Below are 12,803 nucleotides of genomic sequence, written 5' to 3' on the forward strand. Positions count from 1 at the left end.
CACCTGATTCATAACCAAAAAACTCTGCCTCAAAAAGGCTTTCGGGGATTGCCCCACAGTTTACCTCGATAAAAGGGCCATCTTTCCGTGAACTTTTTTTATGTATGAATTTAGCAATATGTGATTTCCCTACTCCTGTTTCACCCAGCAGTAACACATTGACATCGATTTCTGCCACTTGTAAGGCGAGCTGGAGTACTTTTTTCATTTCCGTACTCGTTGCGATCATTCCATCGGAATCAAATTGTAGATTTCTAAGCATTTCAAGTTCACTTTTCACTCGTTCCATTTCGTCTTCGATGTCAGTTAAGTATTTTTTCATGTTAAGTAACTCAGTAACATCATGAGAATAGCTGACAATCCGCACTAAATTATGGTTCGAATCGAAGACGGGAATCCCCGTTACAAGCAACTTTTCCCCATTATTGGTTGTTTGGACTAGGGTAATTTTCTTTTTTTCTTTAATGACCAACGGTGTCAAAATTGGTGTAAAAACACCTTCTTTTTCAAGTTCATAAACGGAGCGTCCGACCATTTCATTTGACTTCATATTATAAATTCCTTCGGTTGCTTCACTTACCTTTAAAATAATCCCATCTGTATCGGTGACTAAAATATCGTCTTGTAATGAATGGAGTATGGCTTCACTCTCATTCCAAAAATTTTTTTCAACACTCACAAATAACCCTCCTTTCTTTCATTCCAACAAACATTATATTATTCATTATTGAATAGAATACGAGGCAAACATCTTGATAATACAGTTATATCAGATAATTGATAAAATTTATACTTTTTAGAATAAATTATTCAATTTTGTATAATACAAACCTATTTTTACGCAATTTTTCTCCATGTCTCTCCAGCAGCAACTCAATAGTTTTGTCTTTATGATAAAATATCAATATTACATACAATGAAAATATCTTAAATGGGGATGATGAATCTTGAAAAAAAGAATAGCTTTATCTTGGAGTGGCGGAAAGGATTGTTGCATGGCATTAGATACTTTACATTCGCAAGGATATGAGGTGGCTTTCTTGCTTACAACTGTTCCCATAGAATTGGGCCGAACATTTGGCCATGGAGAGCGAATAGAAATGATTAAACTACAAGGTGAAGCTTTAAACCTACCTGTTCATTTTATCGAATGTACATACGAAAACTATACAAGTCAATTTGTCAAAGCCGTACAATCCTTGAAAAATCAATTTAATGTAACGGGAATTGCTTACGGAGATCTATATCTAGATGAACACCGGGAATGGGGAGAAAAAGTCGCTAGCACTGCAGGTGTAGATTCTCTGTATCCACTATGGATGAAAAAGGAAGCAGCGCTACAATCCCTGGATAAGTTTGTCGATTCGGGTTATGAAGCAATCGTGATTCGTGTACGGGAAGATCTATTAGATGACGCATGGCTCGGCAGAATCATCGATGAATCGTTCCTTCAAGATGTCCAAAAGACTTCTATTTGTCCAATGGGAGAATCAGGTGAATATCATACTTTTGTCTATGATGGACCTCTATTTTCAAAAAGAATTCATTTGGAACATGGAGAATTAATCCAGCTGGAAACGACAAAAAAGCTAGAATTTACAAGTTATCGTCTAATTGAGCGTAACCATTAAGACTAAGTTTGGTCTGTTGTTGTGATTATTGAAAATAACAGGCGAGGGTGACTACCCCCGCCTTCATTATCTTTATTCTTTTTTAATACGGGTCGGAAGGTTGTCCCATTTCCTCTGCTTGTTTCACTGCTTCTTCCATTTTTGAATCTGGTGTTTTCCCAGCCATTTTTATTCCTTCAGCAATCCTTTTACCGTAATCAGGATCACATTGTGTCAGCATATCCACCATTCTGTCTTGAATTTCTTTCCGACAGGCAGCCAGTGCACCTGATAGGTTTGAAATTAATTCATCCTTCTCCCAATCGTTGAAGCGTCGGTAGGTTTCACCAGCTTGACCAAAGTTATTTTCGCGCGAGATTCTCTCTCTCACTAAGTTTCCTTCTACATATGGCTGATGTTCTTTTCCTGGGTTTTTAACTTCTTTTAATCCCCCGATGATGGATGGTTCATAATTGACATGAGGATTTTTTAACTTTCCGAAATCTTGTCTATAATCCATTTGCCCGCCTTCTTGATTTGTGGCTACATGAGTTTTTGGTCGATTGATCGGCAGCTGCAAGTAGTTGGTGCCCACACGGTACCTCTGTGTATCAGAATAAGAGTATGTCCGCCCCTGTAATAATTTATCATCTGAGAAATCAAGACCATCCACGAGGACACCCGTGCCAAAAGCTACTTGTTCCACCTCAGCAAAGTAATTTTCCGGGTTTTTATTTAATACCATTCTCCCAACCTTATGCCATTGGAAACCTTCCTTATACCATAGCTTTGTCGGATCCAATGGATCGAAATCCAGTTCCGGATGCTCACCATCTTCCATAATTTGAACATACAGTTCCCATTCTGGATAGTCACCTTTTTCAATGGCTTCATATAAATCTTGAGTGGCATGACTATAATTCTTACTTTGAATTTCATCTGCCTCTTGTTGGGAAAGATTTTTTATGCCCTGTTTTGGCTCCCAATGATATTTTACGAGAACAGCCTTCCCATCTTCATTCACCCATTTATACGCATGAACACCTGACCCTTGCATTTGCCGGTAGTTGGCAGGAATACCCCAAGGCGAAAAGACAAAGGTGATCATATGCATAGATTCCGGTGTTTGACATAAGAAATCAAACATTCTCTCCGGATCTGACAGGTTGGTGACCGGACTTGGCTTAAACGAATGCACCATATCAGGGAACTTTAATGGATCTCTAATAAAGAATATCTTTAAATTATTCCCTACTAAATCCCAGTTTCCATCCTCTGTATAAAATTTAACAGCAAATCCTCTTGGGTCTCGTAATGTTTCTGGTGAATGCCCGCCGTGAACGACGGACGAAAAACGAACAAAAACAGGTGTCTGTTTTTCTGCGTTCGTAAACACCTTCGCCCTCGTATATTTTGAAAGCGGTTCGCCATTTATTGTTCCATATGACTCAAAATATCCATGGGCACCAGCACCCCGTGCATGAACGACACGTTCCGGAATTTTTTCACGGTCAAAATGGCTGATTTTTTCTAAGAAATCATAATTCTCTAACGTGATTGGTCCGCGGTTTCCAACAGTCCGAACATTTTGGTTATCTGTTACTGGGTGTCCCTGTCGATTCGTCAGTATTTCTTCAGAATGTTCATTCTCTCCATTTCCTTGATCGACCATTTATAACCCTCCTTTTTTTCACCTTTGTAAGTATTTCCAAAAGCTGATGGACTATGCAAAAATTGCCAGTACTCACTAGAAATTTGATACCTTTTAAATTTTAATTTAATAGTGTGCTTTGATATGATAAATAGTAAGTTAAATCCTTACAATAATAGGAGAGCCAACATTTATTTTAAAAATACAAACATAAAGGTGCCATCCATGAAAAAATATACACAAGTATTCCAGGGGACTGCTTTTTCCAGCAAGTCACCAAAAGAAGTCAAACTATTAAAAGATAATCTTTTCTGTATTAACGAGAACGGAATGATTGAAAAAGTCGTTTCCCCGGAAGAGGCTGACTACCAGCCTTTACTAGATGCTTATCAAGAGAAAGAAAACTTTCATCGCTTAGCTGCAGGTCAATATTTCTTACCTGGTTTTGTCGATTTACATGTACATGCTCCGCAATGGGCTCAGGCTGGAACAGCATTAGATATTCCACTCTATGATTGGTTAAACACCTATACCTTTCCTCTTGAGTCGAAATTTTCGGATTTAGATTTCGCGAAAGATGTCTACCAAGATGTCGTTAGCACCTTACTCGCAAATGGAACAACTACGGCACTTTATTTCGCCACTGTACATAAAGAAGCAAGTTTATTACTAGCAGAAATATGCGCTGAAAAAGGGCAGCGCGGTCTAGTTGGAAAGGTTGTGATGGATAATCCTGAACAGAATCCAGATTATTATCGTGACGCAGATTCACAAACGGCCTTAGCTGACACTGAGGAATTTATTTTAGCTGTAAATAAACTAGCAAAGAGCGCGAAACAGGGTGTTTATCCTGTCGTAACCCCACGTTTTATTCCAAGCTGTACGGATAATGCGTTAAAAGGGTTAGGAGAATTAGCTGCAAAGTACGACACGTATGTCCAATCACACTGTAGTGAAAGTGATTGGGAACATGGTTATGTAAAGAATCGCTTCGGTAAGAATGATGCGTTTGCTTTACATCAATTTGGTTTATTGGGCGAAAAGTCGGTTATGGCGCATTGTAATTTCTTAACTGATGAAGACGCCGATTTATTTGCTGCAACAGGTACTGCTGTTTGCCATTGTCCCATCTCTAATGCTTACTTTGCCAATAGCGTCATACCCATCGCACATTTGCTTTCCAAAGGGGTTGAAATTGGTTTAGGAACCGACATTTCTGGCGGTTTTTCACCGAGCCTTATTAATAATATTAGACAAGCGGTGATTGTCTCTAGAATGTTAGAAGATGGCGTGAACAGCATTCTTCCAACGGAGGAGCGCGGGGTAGCTAATTCACGCATCACTATAAATGAAGCATTCTATTTCGCAACGGCTGGTGGCGGAGAAAGTTTAAATTTGCCGATCGGTCGCTTAGAGGAAAACTATGCATGGGATGTACAAATCATTGATACGTCAGTTGCATATTCAAAACTTCCTATTTATCATGCAAATGAAAATTTACATGATATCTTCCAAAAGATTATGTATCTAGTTAACCCAGAAAACATTCGTGAAGTTTGGGTACAAGGAGTAAAAGTTCATTCCCGTTTTTAATCTGTAAAAAAGTGACAGGCATCATCCATTTAATGGGGTGCCTGTCACTTTTTTATTTAATCCGTACCCAGTGTAACGCCGAGTTTATTCAAATATTTAGAATCGTTACCATTAATTATGTTTCTTTTTTGTAAATAAAACTAACTATGACCAAATTGCCAACAAACATCCCTGAAACCAAAAGAGAGAATCAGCTTTATACTGATTCTCTCCCTTTTTTTGAAGCATGAAAATTGAAAAAAAATCTTTTCAATTTGTTTATTGCACTACATATTTTTTAAAGTTATCTAAAATTGCCTGCCATCCTGCTTGTTGCATTTCAATTGGATTGGTGGTTTCCGCATCAAAAGTTTCGATTACCTGGGTTTCGTTTCCTTGACCTTTAAAAGTAATAGTAACCTTTCTTCCATCACCTAAAGTATAAGAAATAACCTCATTTAATTTCACTTCATCATAGATCCCACCAAAATCAAAGCCAAAACTGCCATCCTTTGCTTCCATTCTTGTTAGGAATTTTCCGCCAACCGTTAAATCATTTTCAGCAATAGGCGTGTGCCAATCATCTGAAGCATTGTTCCATTGGGTAATATGTTTTGGCTCTGTCCAATATTCCCATACTTTTTCTACTGGAGCATTAACTGTTGTTTCTACTGTAATTTTCACATTATTACCTGTTGTCATTTTAATACCGCCTCTCATCTTCTACTTAGTTTATAATAAATCGTAATTTAAGTTGAATTTTCTTCATGGTGGCACATACCTGATACTATCTTATCAATCCTTCTCTGTGACCGCAATAAAGAGTCTTGGATATTAAAACAGCCAGGTTGGGTTTGCCCATCCTGGCTGCAAGTAAATGATTCAAAAATACCACAATACCACGTACAAAAAGAAACAAATGACAAGAGTGTTACCTGACACCCCTTTCATCCTTTTCTATTAATCAGATGCTCTTGGACTGCTTTGGAATCCTCCTTTTTTATGTGAACCATCACAAAACGGTTTTTTGTTGGAATGACCACAACGGCAAAGATAAACTTTCCCCTTTTTTGGATATTCATTTCCCTCTGCATCCATTATTTGAAACTCACCACTTACAACTAGTGGACCATTATCGTTTATCTTAATTTGATTTTCCATTCTTATCACAACTCCTTAGTTCTTTATTAATGAGAAAAATTCAGAACGTAAATCTGCGTGTGTTTCAAATACTCCATGAATACTGGAAGTGGTTGTTGACGTGGTGGACTTTTTCGTTCCCCTGCTGCACATACACATATGCCTTGCTTCAATGACTACCATGGTTCCTTGCGGTTCCAAAACCTCTTCCATGGCGGCGGCAATCTGGGATGTAAGTCTCTCTCGCACTTGAAATCTTTTTGCATACCCATCGACCATTCGGCCAATTTTCGATAAACCAGTGATTTTTTCATTCGGGATATAACCTACGTGGGCGACGCCAAAGAAAGGCGAGAAATGATGCTCACACATTGAAAAGAATTCAATTTCCTTTACTAAAATTAGTCCTTAATGTTGAATATCAAACATCTTTTCGAGGTGAAGTTTGGGATCCTCCTGATAGCCTTCGGTGTACTCGAGGAATGCTTTAAGGACCCTAAAAGGAGTATCTTGTAGTCCATCTCGATCAGGATCATCACCACACAGTTTAATTAACTGTCTAATTGCGGAGGTAAAATTGGTAACATCCATTACATTTCGATGGTTCTCCTCTGTATATGGTTTAAACAAGCTTGGGAACTTTTCAGCTAATAAAAGAAACTGATCACTTGTCATGACATATCATTCCTTTGACATGGTATTAGAAGATTCATTCTCAATGATTAAACATGTGGTGTTTTCATCCACTTGTTCATTTAGATGAACACGAAAAGCGCAACAACCATCACCATTTTGAAGACGTTGTTCTCTATGCACCTTACATCCAAGCAACTGTGTAAGAACAGAAACAGTAACACTGCACAAGATGGGACGTCGGAGAGCAACATTATGAAAGGGACAATTTCGCTCAATCAGGTAATAATCCTTATCCTTTTTGACTACTTCCATAAAAAAGTCATCTTTTGCATAATAATTAGTAAGAACATTTAATCTCTCGATTGTACTAAGCCCCCGCAATTTCGGTTCCCAGTCACGCACCCTTTCATCAATCATTGCGGTAAGCACCTCTTTAAGTGCATTCATTCCGAGATGATTGACCAACGTGTCAAGTACTTCAATCGTTAAGTGATCGTAGTTTTTTTCAAAGAGATGTTCGCCAGCAGAGGTTAATCGATATCGTATGTGAGGCCGGCCAATGCCATTCCTCTTTTCGGCAATTCGAATAATCCAGCCGTCCTTTTCTAAATGGAGGAGATGCTGACGGACAGCCTCACCGGACATTTCCAAAAATGAAGCAAGTTCACTCATGGACGAAGCACCGCTTGTTTTAATCGCACGAACGATTCTTCTTCTTGGTTCCGACAAATGATCGGCCTGAAAACTCAATCTCTCCCCTCCCTGCTCTTTCTTAAATGTATATTCAGCTAACTTTCGAATAGTTCAAGATTTTTATTGAAAAAATGGAAAAATTCACGTTTTTAAATCTAAAAAAAAAATCCCTCGGAAAGGGATTTTAGAAAACAATGGTTTTATTTTGATGGACGATAATACGGTCTTCAATATGCCATTTAACAGCTCGTGCTAAGACACTTCTTTCAATTCTACGGCCAATTTTTTTAAGACTATCAACATTATCATGATGATCAACCCGACTGATATCCTGTTCAATGATAGGTCCTTCATCCAGGTCATTGGTCACATAATGAGAAGTCGCACCGATCAATTTCACTCCACGGTCAAATGCCCGCTCATAGGGTCTTGCACCCACAAAGGCTGGTAAGAATGAATGATGAATATTAATGATTTTGTTAGGATTTTCTTCGACAAATTTCGGAGATAAGATTTGCATATAGCGGGCCAATACAACGAAATCAATCTCATACTCCTTTAGTAGTTTAAGTTGAGCGGCTTCAGCTTGTCCGCGGATATCTTTATTGGCTGGAACGTAATAAAACGGGATGTTTAGTCCTTCAACAACTTCTCTTGCGGTTTCATGATTGCTGATAACTAGGGCAATATCAGCCATTAGATCTCCACTTTGCCATTCCCATAAAAGCTCATGCAAACAATGAAGCTCTTTTGATACAAAGATTGCCGCTTTTTTCACATGATATACATGGGTAAAGTTCCACTCCATCGAAAACTGTTCGACAATTTCAGCAAACTTATTCTCCATGTCTAGCGCTTTTTCCTTTAGACCTGGACATTCAAATTCAATCCGAATGAAAAAAGTTCCGCCCTCGGGATTAGTAGAGTATTGGCTGGATTCGATAATATTTGCATTAAAGGAGTACAAAAATTTTGAAATGGCCGCAACAATTCCAGGTTGGTCCGGGCAGCTAACCAAAAGACATCCCCGGTTCTTATTCTTTTCTTGAAATTGTTCAATTTGATCTTTTATATATGAGTTCATGTTAAAAAAACCTCTCCCTATCATTGTTTAAAACATTATACATTAGTTGTACGCATTAGGTAATCATTATTTTGAATATTCCTAACTTCAACAACATTTAGTATACGTGCACAACATCTAATGCTGAACCCAATTGAAAAACCTGAGCCCATATGAATGTTAGACCCAGGTTTCCAGTTAGATTTTTTTATCAACATTTACGGTCAGAGAGCCGATTTCTGTTGTCGCGGCAGCTCCTATTTTATTTGCATATTGAAGGTACTCTTTGATTTGGGACAGTTTCGCCGGCATCCCTTTTTCGTGAAAGCAATACAAAAGAGCGGACATAAAGGCATCCCCTGCCCCTGTTGTATCGATGGCATGGACGGCCGGAGCTGGTGCGAAAACTTGTTGACCATCAATAACAGCACATGCACCCTTGCTTCCCATCGTGATAAACAGATAAGGAATCTTCAATTTAGATAACTGAGCTATACCAGCCTCCAATGAATCTGTTTCCGTTAAAAAATGTAGTTCATCCTCTGCAAGTTTGACGATATCAGCATGTTTAAGGAAGGAAGAGACTGTTTGACGACAATGGTCCTCACTTTCCCAACGTTTGAGACGAAGGTTAGCGTCAAAAGCAATGATGTTGCCAGCGTCCTTGGCATATTTCAACGCTGTTTTAGTTGTTCTCTTTGCTTGCTCATGAAAAAGCGTTCCTGAACCAATATAAAAAATCTTCGCCCTCTCAAAAACTTCCCTTCGCAATTCATTATCAGATAACACTTCATCTGGAGTAAGGTTTATGTATGAATGAAAATAACGCTCACCGATTTCATTTAAATGAACATACACACCACAAATTTTCTTGCTCGCGGCATGAACCGAAAATGAAGTATCTACTCGTTCTTTCTCTAATTCTTGTTCAACAAATTGACTTATTTCATCGCTCCCTAGTTTACATAAATAATAAGCAGGAAGTCCGAGTCTCCTTATCCCCACTGCTAAGTTTACGGTAGCTCCCCCCAACAGCCGCTGGTATTTAGTATTGGTTTGATCCATTGAAATAAAGTCTACAAATGCTTCCCCTAGTGAAATGACTCCAGTTTTCTCCAAGATGGTCCTCCTTCTATGATGTATCTATGATGATTATATGAAAAATCCTCCTCAATTGAAAATGGTTGAGGAGGTTTTTTCAAGATATTAAACCAGTTTATGTGCATACCACTTTTTCCCTTTGAACCGCCATCCAAAGATGAATCCTCGAATACCCCATTCCACAATCATGGCTACCCAGACACCGATAATCCCAAAACCTAAGGTAATTCCTAAAACATAACCTAAGATGACCCGTAACAACCACATCGACAGCAAAGAGGCGATCGAAGTAAAATTCGAATCCCCCGCTGCCCGTAAAGCGGATGGCATAATAAAGCTGGGTGACCATAGAAGTGGTTGGGCAATGGCACCTATTAACACAAGTGTAAAGATTGTGGGAACAATTTCTTCCGGTGGATTGAACATTTTTATCAACACCGGAAACAATGGTAATAACAAGAAAGCGGCAATGACAAAAATAATCGAGGAAAGTCCAATTAACGAAAAGATAAATTTCCTCGCGTCCGCAATATTCCTTCGCCCCATACACTGCCCCACAATGGTGACGATGGCGATTCCGATAGAATTAGGTCCGATTTGATATACCATCATTATTGCATTTCCGATCGCATAAACGGTAAGTGAAAGGGTGCCTAACTGGACAATAAATGTTTGCGTAAGCAGCTTTCCACCATTGAAAAAGATTTGTTCCGCAGCGAAAGGCAGCCCAATAAACATTACCTTTTTTAAAATAGACAGGTCGATTCTAACCGCACTTTTTATCTTGAAACGGATGGTCTCATTGTATTTTAAGACATAAACCAAAGAAGCGGCCATTCCTAAAAATCTAGCCAAAAGCGTGGATATGACGAGCCCTTCCACACCCATGTTAAAGAATGTAATCAATAATAGATTTAGAATCGTATTGGTTACATTCATTAATAACGATAAATTTAAGCAGGGTTTCGTCTCTCCCACACCTCTTAAAGCGCCAGTCACCGCCTGAAAGATAGCGATAAATGGATAAGAAAGACAGCTGCCGATAAGATAGATCCGGGCGTTTTGAAATACATCTGCTTCCGCTTTACCAAATAAAAGGTTTAAGGTTGGCGTATGAAAAATGATGACTAAGGTGCTGATTAGGACTGAAAATAGGGTAACGGCAGTTATCGCTTGTGTGGCAGTTTTGGACACCATCTCCCCATTCCCGCTCCCTTTATATTGGGCCACAATCACGGTACCGCCTGTTGCGACAGCTATAAAGACATTGGCTAGGAAAATATTCAATGAATCTACCATACTTACGGCACTTACCGCTGCCACTCCAGCCGAACTAATCATCGCTGTGTTTAATAAACTCATGATGATTAAAAAGGCCTGGTCTACGAAAATGGGTAGGATAATCGCAAATATTTTCTTGTAATCTATGGATTCGCCAGAAAAATACTTATCTAACAAAGAAACCGTTCTATGCCTAATATTCAGTTCTAATTTATTCATTACACAACACTTCTTTGATGGATTTTTAAAACATTCACCGAAATATTTGTAAATTTAATACGGCTTATTATACCACGATTTGGAAGTGTGTAAAGATTTATATCTAATGTAATAAATGTCCAAATCTCATATTCATTATCGTTGTGTTCGCAGTTCTACACGACGAATTTTTCCTGAATCTGTTTTAGGCAGTCCCTCAATATATTCGATCACCCGTGGATACTTATAAGGCGCTGTTAATTTTTTTACAAACCCCTGTAATTCCTTGGTCAACTCTGCTGTACCTAGAGTCCCGTCTTTCAACACAACAAATGCTTTAACAACGTTTCCTCTCATGGGGTCCGGCAATGCAACTACCGCGCACTCCTTAACCGATTTATGTTTCATTAATGCATCTTCTACTTCAAAGGGCCCAATCGTATACCCAGAACTGATAATGACATCATCTTTTCTACCCTGGAACCAATAATAGTTATCCTCGTCTTTCATCGCACGGTCACCTGTCAAAAAATATTGACCCTGATAGGAAGAAGCGGTGGTTTCCGGATTTTTATAATACTGTTTAAATAAAGCGGGGAAATCGCTCTTAATCGCAATCGTACCGACTTGTTTGATGGGTGCTGGATTTCCAGTATCATCGATGACTTCAATAAATTCGTGAAGCAGTGGCTGCCCCATAGATCCTAATTTTTCCTCATTGGTATTTAAATTAGCAATCAATAACGTACTTTCTGTCTGGCCGTAGCCATCGCGAATCAGGATCTTAAATTGTTCTCTAAACACATCGATGACTTCCCGATTCAGTGCCTCACCTGCAGAAACAGCCGTGTGTAAATGGGATAGGTCGAAGGTAGATAGATCATCTAATTTAGCCATCATACGGTATTCGGTAGGTGTGCAGCACAAAACATTTACTTTGTGATCTTGAAGAAGACGTAAGTATTTGTGCGGATTAAACCTGCCATGATAGATAAATCCTGTTGCTCCAGATCCGAGAATGGATAAGAATGGACTCCAGACCCATTTTTGCCATCCTGGGGAAGCTGTAGCCCAAACCAGATCGTCCTCACTTATATTCAGCCATTTGGAAGCCGCAATTCGTAAATGAGCGTAGCCCCAGCCATGGCTATGTACAACCCCTTTAGGCTGTCCGGTAGTCCCGGAAGTATAAGCTAAAAAGGCAGTATCTTCACTTCGCGTATCGACATCATTGTAAATGTCTGATTCCTCTTCTACTAAAGCTTCTAACGAAAGCCAATTTGGTACTTCCTGACCAAAGGCAATCTTAAATTGTAAAAATGGTGTTTCCTCGCTTATATTTTCAAATTCTTCAACTAACTCGGAATAAGAAATGACGGCTTTCGCTTCTGAATGATTCAAGCGATACACTAAATCCTTTGCCCTTAAAAGTTCTGATGATGGGCTAATGACTAATCCTGCTTTTAAACAAGCTAAATAGATGACATATGATTCAATGAGACGTGTACTCATGACAACAATCCGGTCACCTTTCTCTAGTCCTAATTTAGTTAACCCATTGGCAAGTTTATTGGCTTTTGTGATTAACTGAGCATAAGAGATCGTTATCGTTTCTCCGAGTTCATTTTGCCAGCGTAAAGCGATTTTTTCGGAGTCATGCTTAGAAATTTCACTTGCTAAATTAAAGTGTTCTGGTGCGATCAATGATTTCAAATCCACAATTTTCAATCTCCATTCTTGGTAGTTTAGAATTTGGGTTCCCCGTGTAACTTAGCTTGATTCCAAATAGTTAGTACCTGGTGGTAACATAAGATATCAAAATAATATTTACTCTTACAATAATATCACTTTAAAAATC

11 protein-coding genes and 1 pseudogene are annotated in these 12,803 nt (G+C 38.8%); 2 read left to right on the forward strand and 10 right to left on the reverse strand.

Annotated features, from left to right (window positions below; all coding sequences use genetic code 11):
* The coding region (locus V7137_RS24370; RefSeq protein ID WP_335700467.1) for a sigma 54-interacting transcriptional regulator at nt 1-679 on the reverse strand (679 nt) is incomplete at its 3' end.
* 268 nt (nt 680-947) lie between these two features.
* Between V7137_RS24370 and V7137_RS24375 the strand changes: the two genes are divergently transcribed.
* Nucleotides 948-1,631: a diphthine--ammonia ligase gene (locus V7137_RS24375; RefSeq protein WP_335700468.1), complete on the forward strand. Its 684-nt coding sequence runs from the start codon at nt 948-950 to the stop codon at nt 1,629-1,631.
* Between the two features lie 82 nt (nt 1,632-1,713).
* On the opposite strand, the gene V7137_RS24380 is transcribed toward V7137_RS24375, so the two are convergent.
* On the reverse strand, nt 1,714-3,282 hold the full coding sequence (locus V7137_RS24380) for a catalase (protein ID WP_335700469.1): 1,569 nt from the start codon (nt 3,280-3,282) through the stop codon (nt 1,714-1,716).
* A 204-nt stretch (nt 3,283-3,486) separates the two neighbouring features.
* Between V7137_RS24380 and guaD the strand changes: the two genes are divergently transcribed.
* Complete coding sequence (gene guaD, locus V7137_RS24385; RefSeq protein WP_335700470.1) at nt 3,487-4,854, forward strand: guanine deaminase; 1,368 nt, start codon at nt 3,487-3,489, stop codon at nt 4,852-4,854.
* 258 nt (nt 4,855-5,112) lie between these two features.
* Here guaD and V7137_RS24390 read toward each other — a convergent pair whose 3' ends face one another.
* From V7137_RS24390 to V7137_RS24425, 8 genes and pseudogenes are all read right to left on the reverse strand, one after another.
* Nucleotides 5,113-5,535, reverse strand: a complete 423-nt coding sequence (locus V7137_RS24390; RefSeq protein ID WP_335700471.1) for an SRPBCC family protein — start codon at nt 5,533-5,535, stop codon at nt 5,113-5,115.
* A 258-nt stretch (nt 5,536-5,793) separates the two neighbouring features.
* The gene (locus tag V7137_RS24395; RefSeq protein WP_335700472.1) at nt 5,794-5,994 is read right to left on the reverse strand and encodes a CDGSH iron-sulfur domain-containing protein; all 201 of its coding nucleotides are present in this window, start codon (nt 5,992-5,994) and stop codon (nt 5,794-5,796) included.
* A gap of 15 nt (nt 5,995-6,009) precedes the next feature.
* Nucleotides 6,010-6,564: pseudogene (folE, locus tag V7137_RS24400) on the reverse strand (GTP cyclohydrolase I FolE).
* A 90-nt stretch (nt 6,565-6,654) separates the two neighbouring features.
* Complete coding sequence (locus V7137_RS24405) at nt 6,655-7,359, reverse strand: helix-turn-helix transcriptional regulator (RefSeq protein ID WP_335700473.1); 705 nt, start codon at nt 7,357-7,359, stop codon at nt 6,655-6,657.
* A gap of 127 nt (nt 7,360-7,486) precedes the next feature.
* Nucleotides 7,487-8,386 carry a formyltetrahydrofolate deformylase gene (gene purU, locus V7137_RS24410; protein WP_335700474.1) on the reverse strand — a complete coding sequence of 300 codons (900 nt, stop codon included), beginning with the start codon at nt 8,384-8,386 and terminating at the stop codon, nt 7,487-7,489.
* 177 nt (nt 8,387-8,563) lie between these two features.
* Nucleotides 8,564-9,484, reverse strand: coding sequence for a carbohydrate kinase family protein (locus tag V7137_RS24415; protein ID WP_335700475.1), 921 nt, complete (start codon nt 9,482-9,484; stop codon nt 8,564-8,566).
* A gap of 87 nt (nt 9,485-9,571) precedes the next feature.
* Nucleotides 9,572-10,966 (reverse strand): MATE family efflux transporter, encoded by a 1,395-nt coding sequence (locus tag V7137_RS24420; protein WP_335700476.1) that lies wholly within the window; start codon nt 10,964-10,966, stop codon nt 9,572-9,574.
* Nucleotides 10,967-11,101: 135 nt separating this feature from the next.
* Entirely contained in the window at nt 11,102-12,664 is a 1,563-nt protein-coding gene (locus V7137_RS24425) for an acyl-CoA synthetase (protein ID WP_335700477.1), read from the reverse strand.
* Between the last annotated feature and the right edge of the window lie 139 nt (nt 12,665-12,803).

It is taken from the genome of Neobacillus drentensis (assembly GCF_036962765.1).
GTDB classification, from domain to species: Bacteria; Bacillota; Bacilli; order Bacillales; family Cytobacillaceae; genus Neobacillus; species Neobacillus drentensis_C.

Coding starts and splice junctions, on each gene's coding strand:
- purU (WP_335700474.1), bottom strand. CDS start 8,386: ATGAACTCATATATAAAAGATCAAATTGAACAATTTCAAGAAAAGAAT.
- V7137_RS24420 (WP_335700476.1), bottom strand. CDS start 10,966: ATGAATAAATTAGAACTGAATATTAGGCATAGAACGGTTTCTTTGTTA.
- V7137_RS24390 (WP_335700471.1), bottom strand. CDS start 5,535: ATGACAACAGGTAATAATGTGAAAATTACAGTAGAAACAACAGTTAAT.
- V7137_RS24380 (WP_335700469.1), bottom strand. CDS start 3,282: ATGGTCGATCAAGGAAATGGAGAGAATGAACATTCTGAAGAAATACTG.
- guaD (WP_335700470.1), top strand. CDS start 3,487: ATGAAAAAATATACACAAGTATTCCAGGGGACTGCTTTTTCCAGCAAG.
- V7137_RS24395 (WP_335700472.1), bottom strand. CDS start 5,994: ATGGAAAATCAAATTAAGATAAACGATAATGGTCCACTAGTTGTAAGT.